A 15267-nucleotide genomic window follows, 5' to 3' on the forward strand; every position below is an offset into this window, starting at 1 on the left:
ACCTCTACGTAGTCGTCGGCAGTCGGCAAGACCGTATCGCTCACAACCTGACCACAACGCTGATCAGGATGTAGACGATGATCATCAGAACGAAGAAGGACAGGTCGAGTGCCACGCCCCCGAGACGCAGCGGCGGAATGAACCGCCGCAGAAGCTTGAGCGGTGGATCGGTGACAGTGTAGGTGGCCTCAAGTACGACCACCATCGCCTTGCCGGGTTGCCATGAACGTGCGAACTGGAAGACATAGTCCATGACCAGCCGGAAGATCAGCACGATGAGGAAACACATCAGCGCGATATAGACCACATCCAGTGCGACGCCCATGTCCCGCGGTTCCCTCTCCCCTGGCTCTCGTCAGCTCCGGCCTCGTGGCCGGCACCGGCCTCTCGGCCGGGTTGTTCCCGGTGTCGTGTTCTCAGCTCTGGTTGAAGAATCCGCCCTCTGCGATGCGGGCCTTGTCCTCCGCCGTGACATCGACGTTAGCAGGCGACAACAGGAACACCTTCTGCGTCACGCGTTCAATGCTGCCATGGAGACCGAAGACGAGTCCCGCGGCAAAGTCGACAAGTCGCTTCGCGTCCGTGTCGTCCATCTCCGTGAGATTCATGATCACCGGAGTGCCCTCACGGAAGTGTTCCCCGATGGTACGGGCCTCGTTGTAGGTCCTGGGGTGCAGCGTGGTGATGCGGTACGGCTCCCGCTCGGACACGACCTTGGGCATGATCACCGGTGCGTTCTTCTCCATGTTCGGGCGTTCAGGTGTGATGGATGCCACGGGCGCGATCCGGGCGGGTCGCACGGTTTCCACGGGGAGCTGAACCGGCTCGCGCTGGGCGGGCGGTTGCACCACTCGTACCGGTTCGTCCCTTTCGCGCTCGCGCTCGCGTTCCCGCTCCACCTGGTGGGGGGGCTGATGCCGCCGCCGGTCGCGCTCAGGCTCCGGCTCAGGTTCGAATTCGTCATCGGGGTCGAACCCCGGACCGTCGTACCCATCGTCCTCCACGAGGCCGAGGTAGACCGCCATCTTGCGCATCGCGCCGGCCATGCTCCGAGTCCTCCGCTCTGTGGTGGATCGGCATTCGTCACCAAGTGCCCGCGATCCACTGTGGCCTGCCCGCTGTGAGCGGTAATGACCATATTTTCTGCTGTGGTCCGACTTGCTTCGCGACGTTACCCGAGCCGGGGTCGGACTCCGAGTACCGCCGTACCGACGCGTACATGTGTCGCTCCGGCCGCCACCGCGTCCTCCAGGTCCCCGCTCATACCGGCGGAGACCATGTTCGCAGCCGGATGACCCGCGCGCAGGCGGGATGAGATTTCCAGCAGCCGGTCGAACGCGGCCCGTTGCCGGCCGGCGTACTCCCCGGCCAGTGGCGCCACGGTCATCAGTCCGTCGAGCCGGAGTCCGCCGGCCGCGCCGATCGCGGCCGCCAACTCCTCGACCCCGTCCGGCGCGACGCCACCGCGCTCACCGCGCTCACCGCTCTCCGCGTCCAGGGCGACCTGGATCAGGCAGCCGAGTTCACGCTCCCCGCGCACCGCGGCGGCGGAGAGGGCGGTGACCAGCTTGGCGCGGTCCACCGACTGCACGACATCGGCATAACTGGTCACGGAACGAACCTTGTTCGTCTGCAATTGTCCGACAAAGTGCCATGTCAGTGAAAGATCCGCACAGGCGGTGGCTTTGGGGGCGGCGTCCTGGTCGCGGTTCTCCGCGACATGGCGCACACCGAGTTCATGCAGGATCCGCACATCGCTCGCGGGGTAGGTCTTGGTGACCACGATCAGGGTCACTTCCTCGCGCTTGCGACCGGCCGCGGCGCAGGAGGAGGCGATCCTTTCCTCCACCTGTGCCAGATTCGCGGCGAGTTCAGCCTTACGGTCCGTCATGCGCTATCAGTCCAACCAGACATATCCGGCGAGCCGCCCGGTGGTCCGGTCGCGGCGGTACGAGAAGTGGTCGCCCGATTCCAGGGTGCAGTACGGCGAGATGTGCCGGTCCCTCACACCGAGGGCGGTGAGCTGGGCGTGGACTCCGCCGGTGACGTCGACCGCCGGGGTTCCCCAGCTGGTCTCGGACCAGGTGCCGGGGACGGCGTCGGCGACCTCGGCCCGCATCGTCTCCGGCACTTCGTAGCACCGTCCGCAGACGGCCGGCCCGGTGTGCGCGGTGATCCGGGAGGGGTGTGCGCCGAGCGCGACCATGGCCTCGACCGCCGCCGGAACGACTCCGGCGACCAGCCCCGGCCGCCCGGCGTGCGCCGCCCCGACGACCCCGGCGACCGGGTCGGCGAGAAGAACGGGAGTGCAGTCGGCGGTGAGGACCGCGAGCGCCAGTCGGCGCCGGGCGGTCACCGCCGCGTCCACGGCCGGAATCTCCGCGTCCGCGCCCCAGGGCCCGTCCACCACCGCGACGTCCCGGCCGTGGACCTGGTTCATCCAGACGACGTGGGCCGGGTCGAGGCCGAGGCGCCTGGCCGCGCGCTCCCGGTTCGCGCCGACGGCGGCGGGGTCGTCGCCGACCGCGCCGCCGAGGTTGAGCTCACCGTACGGAGCGGCGCTCACTCCGCCCCACCGGTCGGTGAAGGCGAAGTGAGCGCTGCCCGTGACGGGTGCCGCCCGGTGCTGGGCTATCACTTCAAGAAGTCCGGAACATCCAGCTCTTCGGCCTGGGTGTCCTGGTAGGGACGGGCCGGCGGGACGTGCGGCGGCGAGACCGGCCCGAGCGCGCTCTCACTCGAAGCCGACGCGGGGGCGGGCTCGGCCGGAGCCGGGCTCTCCTCGCGCGGAGGCACGGAACCGAGTCCGCCCGTCGGGCGCGTGGACTCGGCGGAGGACCTGGCCGGGGCGGCCGGCTCCTCGCGCTTGTTGCTGTTCGCGCCGAGGACGGTCTCCCGGCGGGCCGGCGGCTGGCCGCCGTCGAAGCCAGCCGCGATCACGGTGACCCGCACCTCGTCGCCCAGGGCGTCGTCGATGACGGCGCCGAAGATGATGTTCGCCTCGGGGTGCGCGGCCTCGCTCACCAGCTGGGCGGCCTCGTTGATCTCGAAGAGACCGAGGTCGCTGCCGCCGGAGATGGAGAGGAGGACACCGCGGGCGCCGTCGATGGAGGCTTCCAGGAGCGGCGAGGAGATCGCCATCTCCGCCGCCGCCACCGCTCGGTCGTCGCCGCGTGCCGAGCCGATGCCCATGAGCGCCGATCCGGCCTCGGACATGACCGACTTGACGTCGGCGAAGTCGAGGTTGATCAGACCCGGGGTGGTGATGAGGTCGGTGATGCCCTGGACGCCCGAGAGCAGCACCTGGTCGGCCGACTTGAACGCGTCGAGCACGCTGACCTGGCGGTCCGAGATGGACAGCAGACGGTCGTTGGGGATGACGATGAGGGTGTCGACCTCTTCGCGGAGTTCGGCGATGCCGTCCTCCGCCTGGTTCGCGCGTCGCCGGCCCTCGAACGTGAACGGGCGGGTGACCACGCCGATCGTCAGGGCGCCGAGCGAGCGGGCGATGTTGGCGACGACGGGTGCGCCGCCGGTGCCGGTGCCGCCGCCTTCTCCGGCGGTGACGAAGACCATGTCGGCCCCCTTGAGGACCTCCTCGATCTCCTCACGGTGGTCCTCTGCCGCCTTACGACCGACGGCCGGGTTCGCCCCGGCGCCGAGGCCCCGGGTGAGTTCGCGGCCGACGTCGAGCTTGACGTCGGCGTCGCTCATCAACAGGGCTTGTGCGTCCGTGTTGATCGCGATGAACTCGACGCCCTTGAGACCGACCTCGATCATTCGGTTGATGGCATTGACACCACCGCCGCCGACACCGATGACCTTGATGACTGCGAGGTAGTTCTGCGGTGCTGCCACGTCGAAGGCCTCTCGCCTCGAGTTACGTGTCGTCGCTCTGCGGGAGCTCCGCGGCGACGACTGATGTCGATGGGGACGGTCCGAACGCCGACCCAAACCCTAACGTTGAAGTTTAGGGTTACCAGTGTGTCTGCTTCCTGGACTCTTCCGAACAGGACACTAAGTCGACAAGTGGCGCACGTTCAACGAACACGCCGAACCTCCCGTTTTTCTTTTCACCCTATGTGATCACCCGTAGCGCTGACCAACCAGGGTGCTGGCCAGCACAAATACCCGTCAACTCGTCGATACCGCCGGGGCGGTGGGAGCGCTTACGTCGAACTGTCCCGCTTTGGGGGCCGCTTTCATGAGTGCGGTGAGGACGCGCGCCTTCACCACCCCGTCTTCACCACTCCCCCAGGTCACCACACGATCCCCGGTGAGCAGCAAGGAGATCGCGTCGTACGAGGTGACCCGTACGGCCTCGGTGTCCTCGGCCACACCTGCCGGAAGGTCGCCGGCGACCCGGACCGCTTCCCGCAACAGACCGTCACCGCCGAAGCGGCGAAGGCTCGCGGACGGTTCGGGAGTCAGTTCCAGCAGGGGCACGCCCTCCGGCGCCTTGTCCACGGTGGCGAAGCGCACGCCCTCGGCATCCACTTCCACGAACGCGCCGTCCTTTTCGACCAGCAGGACCGGCTTCCGTTCGGTCACCTTAAGGCCGATGCCGTCCGGCCAGGACCGAACGACATCAACTGTGTCGATACGAGGCAACTTCTGGCGCAACCGGCGCTCCATGGCGTCGGTGTCCACGGAGACCAGCGGAGCACCGATCGGTGTGGCGGCAACCGCTTCCACTTCTTCGCGGGTCAGCACCTCGACGCCGCTCGTGCTGACCTTCTCGACACGGAGCCAGGAGGAGCCGTAGAGCACCCAGATCACGAACGCGGTGAGCAGGGCGACCGCGACGCCGATCAGGATCAGCAGGGTGCGGCGGCCGATCCGGGGCCCCTCGGGGCCGCTGTGCGGCGGGTTGGCGGAGATGTCCGTCCGCCCGGGTGCGCCGCGCTGGGCGGTCGTCGGTCCGGCCACGCTCGCTCCTTCGACGGACCCGGGACGCCCGCCCCGGGTCCGCACCGCATCGCGCCGGGCGCCTAGCGGCGCGCGGCAATCGCTTCGTACACCATGCCGACGAGCAGGTCGTCGGCGTCGCGCCGGCCGAACTCGGCCGCGGCGCGGGACATTTCGTACAGCCGGTGAGGGTCCGACAGTACCGGCAGGACGTTGCCCTGCACCCACTCCGGCGTGAGCGCCGCGTCGTCCACCAGCAGGCCGCCGCCGGCGTTGACCACCGGCTGGGCGTTGAGCCGCTGTTCGCCGTTGCCGATGGGCAGCGGGACGTAGGCGGCGGGGAGCCCGACGGCGGAGAGTTCGGCGACGGTCATCGCGCCCGCGCGGCAGAGCATCATGTCGGCCGCGGCGTACGCGAGGTCCATCCGGTCCACGTACGGTACCGGGATGTAGGGCGGCATCCCGGGCATGTTGTCGATGCGCGGCAATTCGTTCTTCGGGCCGACCACGTGGAGGATCTGGATCCCGGAGCGCTGGAGCAGCGGCGCGACCCGCTGGACCACCTCGTTGAGGTGGCGCGCGCCCTGCGAGCCGCCGGAGACCAGCAGCGTGGGCAGGTTGGGGTCGAGGCCGAAGGAGGCGCGGGCCTCCGGGCGGACCCGGGCGCGGTCCAGGGTGGCGATGGTGCGGCGCAGCGGGATGCCGATGTAGCGGGCGCCGCGCAGCTTGCTGTCGGGGGTGGAGACGGCGACCCCGTGGGCGTACCGCGAACCGATCTTGTTGGCCAGGCCCGGGCGGGCGTTGGCCTCGTGGACCACGATCGGCACACCGGCCCGCTTGGCCGCCAGGTAGCCGGGCAGCGCGACGTAGCCACCGAAGCCGACCACGCAGTCCGCCTTGGTGCGCTCCAGGATCTGCTCGGCGGCCTTGATGGTGCCGCGCAGCCGGCCCGGGACGGTGATCAGTTCGGGTGTGGGCTTACGGGGCAGTGGCACGGCGGGAATGAGCGCCAGCTCGTACCCCCGCTCGGGCACGAGCCTGGTCTCCAGTCCGCGTTCCGTGCCGAGGGCAGTGATTCCCACGGTCGGGTCCTGCCTGCGCAGGGCGTCTGCGAGGGCAAGCGCGGGCTCGATGTGTCCGGCGGTCCCCCCGCCGGCGAGTACGACATGCACCGAAATTCACCGCTCTCCGGACGGACGCTTCTTGACGCGCCGTCTCATCGTCTTCCATCTCAGCCCGGGCTTCCGCATGGCCAGGGCCGCCTTGGCGGCTGGGTCCTCCCGTGCGAAGGCGATCATCAGCCCGACCGCGAACATCGTCGGCAGCAGGGCCGACCCCCCGTAGGAGAACAGCGGGAGCGGCACCCCGGCGATCGGCAACAGGCCGAGCACCGCACCGATGTTGATCACGGCCTGGGCCGTGATCCACGTGGTCACGCCTCCCGCGGCAAACCTCACGAAGGGGTCCTCCGTGCGTCCGGCCACGCGGATACCCGCATAGCCTAGAGCCGCGAACAGGGCGAGGACGGACAGCGTCCCCGCCAGACCCAGTTCCTCACCGGTGATGGCGAAGATGAAGTCGGTGTGAGGTTCCGGGAGTTGACCCCATTTTTCCACACTCGCACCCAGTCCGGAACCGAACCATCCGCCGGACGCCAGAGCATAGATCCCGTGTGCGGCCTGCCAGCATCCGCCCTCCGGATCGGGTTCGCTCGCGCCCATGCAGGCCAGCCGGGACATGCGGTTCGGGCTCATCCTGATCAGCAGGAACGCGATGACGGCGGCGAAGCCGAGCACCCCGGCGAACAGCCGGGTGGGAGCGCCCGCCAGCCAGAGCAGACCGAACAGGATCGCCGTGAGAATGATCGCGGTTCCCATGTCGCCGCCGAGCATGATCAGTCCGAGCAGCATGAAGGCGACCGGCACGAGCGGCACGAGCATGTGCTTCCACTGCGTCAGCAACCGCTTGTCCTGCTTGCGGGCCAGCAGGTCCGCCCCCCACAGGATGAGGGCCAGCTTGCCGAACTCGCTGGGCTGGAGCTGGAACGGGCCACCCAGGTAGAGCCAGTTCTGGTTGCCGTTGACCGACATCCCTATCCCCGGCACCTGGACCAGGACCATCAGGAAGACGGTGACCATCAGTATCGGGTAGGCCAGCGCCCGGTGGAGCTTCACCGGCATCCGGGCGGCGACCAGCATCAGCACGCCACCGATGACGGCGGCGAGGAACTGCTTGCCGAAGAAGTAGGTCGAAGGCTTGCTGATGTCCAGCGCCTTGATCATCGAGGCGGAGTAGACCATCACCAGGCCCAGCACGGTGATCAGGAGGCTGGAGCCGAGGATCACGTAGTAGGCGGTCAGGGGCCGGTCCCAGGCCCGTCGTGCCCGCTCGTAGGTACGGCGGGGTCCACCACCGCGCCCGGTGCGCGGGGGACGGGGGGCCGAGCCGCCGCGTCCGGGGCCGCGGGGCTTCTCGGGGCGCCGGGCTCCGGTGGCGAGCCGCCCGCGCAGGGCGAGCCCGCCGGGCAGCGGTACCCCGGAGGAGGCGGGCGTCGCGGTGAGGGGGCGGGGAACCGAGGCCCTCGCGCGGTCCCGCCGTACGGCGAATCTCTCGTCGGCCGGCATTGTCGCTGTCCCCTCCACTGCTCGTGCCCGGGGCCCGTGACCCCGGGCGCGGAGGCCCGGTCGGTCAGGCGCTCTCGTCGGCGCGTGCGCGGACCGCGTCCGCGAACGCCTCGCCCCGCTTGTTGTAGTTGGTGAACATGTCCATCGAGGCACAGGCCGGGGCCAGCAGTACCGTATCGCCCGGCCGGGCGAGCTCGGCCGCCCGCGCGACCGCTTCGGACATCGCCCCAGTGTCGGTCCGGTCGAGGTCGACCACCGGGACTTCGGGGGCGTGTCGCGTCAGGGCTTCGCGGATCAGCGCCCGGTCGGCGCCGATCAGCACGACCCCGCGCAGCCGCTTCGCCGCGCCGGTGACCAGCTCGTCGAAGGTGGCGCCCTTCGCCAGTCCGCCCGCGATCCAGACGATGGAGTCGTAGGCGGCGAGGGAGGCCTCGGTGGCGTGGGTGTTGGTGGCCTTGGAGTCGTCCACGTAGGCGACTTCGCCGATGTCCGCGACGTGTTCGATGCGGTGGGCGTCCGGCCGGAAGGCGCGCAGTCCGTCGCGGACCGCGGCCGGTTCCACGCCGAAGGCGCGGGCGAGGGCGGCGGCGGCGAGCGCGTTGGCGATGTTGTGCGGGGCCGGCGGGTTGACGTCGGTGACCTCGGCCAGTTCCTGGGCCTGCTTCTGGCGGTTGGCGACGAACGCCCGGTCGACGAGGATGCCGTCGACCACGCCGAGCTGCGAGGGGCCGGGGGCGCCGAGGGTGAAGCCGATGGCCCGGCAGCCCTCTTCGACGTCCGCCTCGCGCACCAGGTCCTCGGTGGCCGGGTCGGCCGCGTTGTAGACGCAGGCGACCGTGTTGCCCTCGTAGACGCGGCCCTTGTCCGCGGCGTACGCCTCCATCGAGCCGTGCCAGTCGAGGTGGTCCGGGGCCAGGTTGAGGACGGCGGCGGAGTGGGCGCGCAGCGAGGGCGCCCAGTGCAGCTGGTAGCTGGAGAGTTCGACGGCGAGGACGTCGTAGTCGGTCTCCCCGAGCACCGCGTCCAGCAGCGATACGCCGATGTTGCCGACGGCCGCGGTGCGCAGGCCCGCGGCCTGAAGGATCGAGGCCAGCATCCGTACGGTCGTGGTCTTGCCGTTGGTGCCGGTGACCGCGAGCCAGGGGGCGGCCTCGCGGCCGTTGGTCCCGCGCAGTCGCCAGGCCAGTTCGACGTCGCCCCAGACCGGGACGCCCGCCTCGGCGGCAGCCAGGAAGAGCGGCTTGTCCGGCTGCCAGCCGGGGGCGGTGACGATCAGTTCCGTGGACGGCGGCAGGGTCGCGCCGTCGCCGAGGCGCACGGTGATGCCGAGCGCCTCCAGTTCGGCCGCCTGCGCGCGGGCGCGTTCGTCGTCGCCGTCGTTGACGACGGTGACGAGCGCGCCGCGCTCGTGCAGGGCGCGGGCCGCGGGGATGCCGCTGACGCCGAGCCCCGCGACGGTGACGTGCTTGCCCTGCCAGTCCACGGTGCTGCTCACTTCTTGGCTGCCCATCCCGCGTAGAAGAGGCCGAGGCCGACGATCACGCACATGCCCTGGATGATCCAGAAGCGGACCACGACAAGGACTTCGGACCACCCCTTGAGTTCGAAGTGGTGTTGGAGCGGCGCCATCCGGAAGACCCGCTTGCCGGTCATCTTGAACGAGCCGACCTGGATGACCACGGACATGGTGATCATCACGAAGAGGCCGCCGAGGATGGCGAGGAGGAACTCGGTGCGGGACAGGATCGCGAGACCCGCGAGGGCGCCGCCGAGGGCGAGCGAGCCGGTGTCGCCCATGAAGATCTTGGCGGGCGAGGTGTTCCACCAGAGGAAGCCGAAGCAGGCGCCCATCAGGGCGGCGGCGACGACGGCGAGGTCGAGCGGGTCGCGTACCTCGAAGCAGGCGCTCGGGTTGGTCAGCTTGTCCGCGTTGGCGCAGGACTCCTGGAACTGCCAGAGGCCGATGAAGGTGTAGGCGCCGAAGACCATGACGGAGGCGCCGGTGGCCAGACCGTCGAGGCCGTCGGTGAGGTTCACGCCGTTGGACATGGCGAGGATCATGAACAGTGCCCAGACGCAGAAGAGCACCGGGCCGATCGACCAGCCGAAGTCCTCCACGAAGGAGAGCCGGTCGGAGGCCGGGGTGTTGCCCGCGGAGTTGGGGAACTGGAGCGAGAGCACCGCGAAGGCGATGCCGACGATCAGCTGTCCCGCCATCTTCGCCTTGGCCCGCAGACCGAGCGAACGCTGCTTGACGATCTTGATGTAGTCGTCGAGGAACCCGACGAGGCCCATGCCCGCCATGAGGAACAGCACGAGGACGCCGGAGTAGCGGATGTCCTCACCCGTGATGACCTTCGCGAGGAGGTACGCGATGATCGTCGCCATGATGAAGGCGATGCCGCCCATCGTGGGCGTGCCCTTCTTGCTGCCGTGCGTGCGCGGGCCGTCGTCCCGGATGAACTGCCCGTATCCCTTGCGGGCCAGCAGCTTGATCAGCAGCGGGGTACCGACCAGGGTCAGGAAGAGCCCGATGGCCCCCGCGAAGAGGATCTGCCTCATCGGCCGGCGACCTCGCCCTCGGTCGAGTTCTCCAGCAGTGCCTGGGCGACCTTCTCCAGGCCGACCGACCGGGACGCCTTCACCAGCACGACGTCTCCCGGGCGCAGTTCACTGCGCAACAGGTCGACGGCCGCCTGTGCGTCGGACACGTGCACCGACTCCTCACCCCACGAACCCTCGTTATATGCGCCCAGTTGCAGCCAGGAGGCTTCTCTCCCCCCGACAGCGACGAGCTTGCTGACGTTGAGCCGGACGGCGAGCCGTCCGACCGCGTCGTGCTCGGCGAGCGACGCGTCACCGAGCTCGGCCATCTGACCGAGCACCGCCCAGGTGCGTCCCCCGTCGGCCCCTCGGGCCTGGCCCATGGCAGCCAGCGCACGCAGTGCGGCTCTCATGGATTCGGGGTTCGCGTTGTAGGCGTCGTTGACGACCGTCACACCGTCCCCGCGCTCGGTGACCTCCATGCGCCAGCGGGAGAGAGTGCCCGCCTCCGAGAGCGCCTCGGCGATCTCGGTCACGGACATGCCCAACTCATGGGCGACGGCGGCCGCGGCGAGCGCGTTCGACACGTGGTGCTCACCGTACAGGCGCATGGTCACGTCGCTGCACCCGGTGGGTGTGTGGAGCTCGAAGGCGGGCCGCCCGTCGGCGGTCATTCTGACCTTCTCACCCCGTACGTCCGCTTCCGGGGCTTCTCCGAAGAGCAGGACGCGGGCCTTGGTGCGGGGGGCCATGGCGCGGACGAGGGGGTCGTCCGCGTTGAGCACGGCGCAGCCGTCCTCGGGCAGGACCTCGACCAGCTCGCCCTTGGCCTGGGCGATGGCCTCCCGGCTGCCGAACTCGCCGAGGTGCGCGGAGCCGACGTTCAGGACGAGGCCGACGCGGGGCGGGGTGAGGTTGGCCAGGTAGTGGATGTGGCCGACGCCGCGGGCCCCCATCTCCAGGACCAGGTGCTCGGTCTCGGCGGTGGCGGTCAGCGCCGTGACCGGCAGGCCGATCTCGTTGTTGAGGGAGCCGGGCGTCCAGACGGTCGGGCCCTTGCGCTGGAGGAGCTGCGCGATCAGGTCCTTGGTGGACGTCTTGCCGGCGGATCCGGTGAGGCCGACGACGGTGGTGCCGAGGCGTTCGACCACGGCACGGGCGAGGGCGCCGAGCGCGCCGACGACGTCGTCCACGACGATCGCCGGAACGCCGACGGGGCGGGCCGCCAGTACGGCCGCGGCGCCCGCCTCGACGGCGCGCCGGGCGTAGTCGTGGCCGTCGACCCGTTCGCCGGCGAACGCGGCGAACAGGCTGCCTGGCGCGACCTCGCGGGAGTCGATGACGACGGGTCCGGTCACGGTGACTGCCGGATCCGGTATGTCGAACGACTGCCCGCCGACGATTTCGGCGATCTCGGCGAGGGAAAGGGTGATCACTTGGTCATCCCTGACTGTTGTTCTCGAGGTGAGGGGCACGGTCCGCGGCGCCGGGGCGCGTGCGGGACCGCTCGATGGCTGCGTGCAGGACCTTGCGGTCGTCGAAGGCGCGTACCACCCCGTGGATGTCCTGGCCCTGTTCGTGCCCCTTGCCCGCGACGAGGACGGTGTCGCCCGCCTCCGCGCGGGCGACGGCGGCGGCGATGGCCGAGGCGCGGTCGGCGTCGACCAGGACGTCGCCGCGCTCGTGGACGGGCACTTCGGCGGCGCCGGAGAGCATCGCGGCGAGGATCGCGAGGGGATCCTCGGAGCGGGGGTTGTCGGAGGTCAGCACGGCGGTGTCGGCGAGCCGGGCGGCTGCCGCGCCCATCGGGCCGCGCTTGGTGGTGTCGCGGTCGCCGCCGCAGCCGAGGACGATGTGCACCTTGCCCTCGGTGACCTTGCGCAGGGAGCGCAGTACGGACTCGACGGCGTCGGTCTTGTGCGCGTAGTCGACGACGGCGAGGTAGGGCTGTCCGGCGTCCACCCGCTCCAGTCGGCCGGGGACCCCGGGGACGGCCGCGATGCCGTCGGCGGCGGTCTGCGGGTCGACGCCCGCGACGGCCAGCGTGACGATGGCGGCGAGGGTGTTGGCGACGTTGAACGGGCCGGGCAGCGGGGCGCGGGCGGTGATCCGTTCGCCGCCCGGGCCGACGGCGGTGAAGGTGCTGTCCTGCGGTCCGACCTCGACGTCCTCGGCGTGCCAGTCGGCGTCCGGGTGGCCCTCGGCGGAGAAGCTGGTGACCGGCACCCCGGACTCGGTCAGAAGCCTGCGGCCGTACTCGTCGTCGAAGTTCACGACGCCGCGGTGGCTGCGTTCGGGGGTGAACAGCTGGGCCTTGGCCTGGAAGTAGTCCTCCATGCCGGAGTGGAACTCCATGTGCTCCGGGCTGAGGTTGTTGAAGACGGCGACGTCGAAGACGCAGCCGTCGACCCGGCCGAGCACCAGGGCGTGGCTGGAGACCTCCATCGCGACGGCCTCGACGCCGCGTTCGCGCATGACGGCGAACAGGGCCTGGAGGTCGGTGGCTTCGGGGGTGGTGCGCTCGGACTTGATGCGCTCGTCGCCGATCCGCATCTCGACGGTGCCGATCAGCCCGGTGGGGCGTCCGGCGGCGCGCAGTCCGCCCTCGACGAGGTACGCGGTGGTGGTCTTGCCGGAGGTGCCGGTGATGCCGAGCTGGAGCAGGCCGATGCCGGGCCGCCCGTAGATGTCGGCGGCCAGCTCGCCCATGACGGCGCGCGGGTCCTCGGTGACCAGCACCGGCAGGCCGGTGGCCGCGGCGCGTTCGGCGCCGGCGGGATCGGTGAGGACGGCGGCGGCGCCCAGGCCGGCGGCCTGGGCCGCGAAGTCGGCGCCGTGGAAGCGGGCGCCGGGCAGGGCCGCGTACACGTCTCCGGGTCGCACGGCCCGCGAGTCGTGGGTGATGCCGGTGACTTCACCGGTCCCGGCCGTTTCTACGCCGAGCCGGTCTGCCAGCTCGCCGAGAGGGGTGGGCCGGAGCCGGTCCGGTCGGGGCGCTCCCGGGTAGGTCACAGGCGCGTCCTTCTGAGAGGTTTGGGACTGATCAGCGTGGGGCACGGCGGTGAGCGTACCGGGCCGGTGCGGCGTCTCGCGAAGCGAGGGACCTTGGTCCCGGCGGTTCTCGTTCCGGTTCCCCGGATCGGGGGTGATGGTTGTCACTGAGGGTTCCCTTGGAGGAGATGCTCGCGCATCCCCGTGTTCACTCGCCGGGCTTGAAGGACACCGGCAGCCGGGGCGGCTCGCTGCCGGACGGGGGGGTCTGGAGCGTCTTGAGCGCGAACTCCATGACCTGCTTGTAGATCGGGCCGCAGATCTGGCCGCCGAAGTAGCTGCCCTTGGTGGGGTTCTGGATCGCGCAGTAGACGGTGACCTGTGGGTTGTCGGCGGGGGCGAAGCCCGCGAAGGAGGCGGTGTAGCCCTTGTAGACGCCGCGGACGGGGTCGACGCGGTTGGCGGTGCCGGTCTTGCCCGCGACCCGGTAGCCGGGGATGGCGGCCTTGGTGCCGGTCCCTTCCCGGTCGTCGACGACGGACTCCAGCATCGTCGCCAGGGTCTTGGCGGTCTTCTCGCTGACCACCCGGTTCTCCTCGGGGGCCTCGGCGGCCGTGAAGCGCCCGTCGGAGCCCTTGGCGCCGCGGACGAGGGTGGGGGCGATCCGTACGCCGCCGTTGGCGATGGTGGAGTAGACCGAGGCTGCCTGGACGGCGTTGAGCGAGAGGCCCTGGCCGAAGGGAATCGTGTACTGCTGCGAGGTCGACCAGTCCTTGGGGTGGGCCAGCAGTCCCGGCGACTCCCCGGGGTAGCCGAGCCCGGTCTTGGAGCCGAGGCCGAACTTGCGCAGGTAGGAGTAGAGGACCTGGTTGGACTCGGCCTGGGTCTTGCCGAGCTGACCCGTCGCCAGGATGGTGCCGATGTTGCTGGACTTGGCGAGGACCCCGTTGAGCGTGAGGTACCAGGTGGGGTGGTCCACGTCGTCCTTGAAGAGCCGGTCGCCGCGGTGCAGCCGGTTGGGGACGGTGACGTGGGTGCCGGGTGTGGCGGCCTTCTCCTCCAGTACGGCGGCCATGGACATGACCTTGCTGGTGGAGCCGGGCTCGTACACGTCCTGGAGGGCGGCGTTGCCGAGGGAGGCGGACGTCGCCTGGGAGAGGTCGTTGGGGTCGTAGCCGGGGGCGTTGGCCATGGCCAGCAGCTCGCCGGTCCGTGTGTTCTGCACGATGACGTAGCCGCGGTCGGCCTTGGACTTCTCGACCTGGTCGCTGATGGCCTTCTGGGCGGCCCACTGGATGTCGCGGTCGATGGTCAGCTCGATGTCGGAGCCGGGCACGGCCGGAGTCTCGCTGCCGCCCGCGGTGGGAACCCGACGGCCGCCTGCCTGGGCGTAGCTGATCTTGCCGTCCTCGCCCGCGAGTTCCTTGTCGAGCTGCGATTCGAGGCCGCCGCCGCCCTTGCCGTCGGCGCTGACGAATCCCAGTATCCCGGCGGCGAGATCCCCGTTGGGATAGACGCGCTTGGTGGTCGGCACCTGAAGGACGCCGGCCAGGACGTTGGCTCCCGGACCACCCTTCAGCTTGTCCTCGTACGCCTTCTCGGCGAAGACGGACTTGAGGTCCTTGATCTGCTTCCAGACCTGGGGGGTCTGCCGGTAGGCGAGCACGGTGTAGCGGGACTTGGGCACCGACAGCTTCTTGACGAGCTCGTCGACGTCCTTGCCGAGGATCGGGGCGAGCAGGGCCGCGGCCTGCTGGGGCGCGTCGGGGGCCTTGCTCTCCTCGGGCGTGAACATCTTCGGGTCGGCCGTGATGTTGTGCGCGTCCACGCTGGTGGCGAGCGCGACGCCCTTGCGGTCGGTGATCTCGCCGCGCTCGGCGGCGACCGTGTACTCCAGGTAGCGGTTCTTCTCCGCCTTGGCCGCGTACGCGCTGGCGTCGACGGCCTGGACCTGGAGCAGGCGGGCCACGAAGGCCAGCATGACCAGCGTCAGCCCGAGGCTGACGAGCCGCAGCCGGGGGCGGGGGCTGCCGAGGCGCAGGGAGCGCTGTGCGCCTGGGCGCGCGGTGGTGCGCCCCGGGGCGGAACGGGGGCGGCGGGCCGGTGGGCGCGCGCCGGAGCGGCCGGATCCTGATCCCCCGCTACGGGGGCGGGCCGGGCCGGGTACGCGGCGGCGCGGCGGTTCCTTGGGCGGCACTGC

The 15267-nt window shown here is 70.3% G+C and carries 13 protein-coding genes; all 13 read right to left on the reverse strand.

Annotated elements, in window-relative coordinates; translation table 11 throughout:
* Positions 1-40: 40 nt before the first annotated feature.
* A complete protein-coding gene (locus tag ACH4KB_RS05445) occupies positions 41-325 on the reverse strand; it encodes a YggT family protein (protein ID WP_006123846.1) in 285 nt (94 codons plus the stop codon).
* Between the two features lie 91 nt (positions 326-416).
* Positions 417-1046, reverse strand: coding sequence for a cell division protein SepF (locus ACH4KB_RS05450; RefSeq protein ID WP_398063804.1), 630 nt, complete (start codon positions 1044-1046; stop codon positions 417-419).
* Between the two features lie 125 nt (positions 1047-1171).
* On the reverse strand, positions 1172-1891 hold the full coding sequence (locus ACH4KB_RS05455) for a YggS family pyridoxal phosphate-dependent enzyme (RefSeq protein ID WP_398063806.1): 720 nt from the start codon (positions 1889-1891) through the stop codon (positions 1172-1174).
* Positions 1892-1897: 6 nt separating this feature from the next.
* Positions 1898-2638: a peptidoglycan editing factor PgeF gene (pgeF, locus tag ACH4KB_RS05460; protein WP_398063808.1), complete on the reverse strand. Its 741-nt coding sequence runs from the start codon at positions 2636-2638 to the stop codon at positions 1898-1900.
* Positions 2635-3858, reverse strand: coding sequence for a cell division protein FtsZ (gene ftsZ, locus ACH4KB_RS05465; RefSeq protein ID WP_215106292.1), 1224 nt, complete (start codon positions 3856-3858; stop codon positions 2635-2637). The genes pgeF and ftsZ overlap by 4 nt, the downstream gene beginning before the upstream one ends.
* Positions 3859-4134: 276 nt before the next feature.
* Positions 4135-4929 (reverse strand): cell division protein FtsQ/DivIB, encoded by a 795-nt coding sequence (locus ACH4KB_RS05470; protein ID WP_398063810.1) that lies wholly within the window; start codon positions 4927-4929, stop codon positions 4135-4137.
* A gap of 62 nt (positions 4930-4991) precedes the next feature.
* On the reverse strand, positions 4992-6080 hold the full coding sequence (gene murG / locus ACH4KB_RS05475; RefSeq protein WP_007451369.1) for an undecaprenyldiphospho-muramoylpentapeptide beta-N-acetylglucosaminyltransferase: 1089 nt from the start codon (positions 6078-6080) through the stop codon (positions 4992-4994).
* A gap of 6 nt (positions 6081-6086) precedes the next feature.
* Complete coding sequence (gene ftsW / locus ACH4KB_RS05480; protein WP_398063812.1) at positions 6087-7532, reverse strand: putative lipid II flippase FtsW; 1446 nt, start codon at positions 7530-7532, stop codon at positions 6087-6089.
* Between the two features lie 64 nt (positions 7533-7596).
* On the reverse strand, positions 7597-9042 hold the full coding sequence (gene murD, locus ACH4KB_RS05485; protein ID WP_398063814.1) for a UDP-N-acetylmuramoyl-L-alanine--D-glutamate ligase: 1446 nt from the start codon (positions 9040-9042) through the stop codon (positions 7597-7599).
* Complete coding sequence (gene mraY / locus ACH4KB_RS05490; protein WP_398063816.1) at positions 9024-10094, reverse strand: phospho-N-acetylmuramoyl-pentapeptide-transferase; 1071 nt, start codon at positions 10092-10094, stop codon at positions 9024-9026. Before mraY ends, murD begins: the two co-directional genes overlap by 19 nt.
* Positions 10091-11512 (reverse strand): UDP-N-acetylmuramoyl-tripeptide--D-alanyl-D-alanine ligase, encoded by a 1422-nt coding sequence (gene murF / locus ACH4KB_RS05495; RefSeq protein WP_398063818.1) that lies wholly within the window; start codon positions 11510-11512, stop codon positions 10091-10093. Before murF ends, mraY begins: the two co-directional genes overlap by 4 nt.
* Before the next feature lie 4 nt (positions 11513-11516).
* The gene (locus ACH4KB_RS05500; protein WP_398063820.1) at positions 11517-13235 is read right to left on the reverse strand and encodes a UDP-N-acetylmuramoyl-L-alanyl-D-glutamate--2,6-diaminopimelate ligase; all 1719 of its coding nucleotides are present in this window, start codon (positions 13233-13235) and stop codon (positions 11517-11519) included.
* A 40-nt stretch (positions 13236-13275) separates the two neighbouring features.
* Entirely contained in the window at positions 13276-15264 is a 1989-nt protein-coding gene (locus ACH4KB_RS05505) for a peptidoglycan D,D-transpeptidase FtsI family protein (RefSeq protein ID WP_398063822.1), read from the reverse strand.
* Positions 15265-15267 lie beyond the last annotated feature (3 nt).

It is taken from the genome of Streptomyces sp. NPDC017520 (assembly GCF_044329855.1).
Taxonomy (GTDB): Bacteria; Actinomycetota; Actinomycetes; order Streptomycetales; family Streptomycetaceae; genus Streptomyces.

Excerpts from the sequence above, each read along its gene's own strand:
- ACH4KB_RS05445 (WP_006123846.1), bottom strand. The coding sequence starts at position 325 with ATGGGCGTCGCACTGGATGTGGTCTATATCGCGCTGATGTGTTTCCTC.
- ACH4KB_RS05450 (WP_398063804.1), bottom strand. The coding sequence starts at position 1,046 with ATGGCCGGCGCGATGCGCAAGATGGCGGTCTACCTCGGCCTCGTGGAG.
- mraY (WP_398063816.1), bottom strand. The coding sequence starts at position 10,094 with ATGAGGCAGATCCTCTTCGCGGGGGCCATCGGGCTCTTCCTGACCCTG.
- murD (WP_398063814.1), bottom strand. The coding sequence starts at position 9,042 with ATGGGCAGCCAAGAAGTGAGCAGCACCGTGGACTGGCAGGGCAAGCAC.
- ACH4KB_RS05455 (WP_398063806.1), bottom strand. The coding sequence starts at position 1,891 with ATGACGGACCGTAAGGCTGAACTCGCCGCGAATCTGGCACAGGTGGAG.
- ftsW (WP_398063812.1), bottom strand. The coding sequence starts at position 7,532 with ATGCCGGCCGACGAGAGATTCGCCGTACGGCGGGACCGCGCGAGGGCC.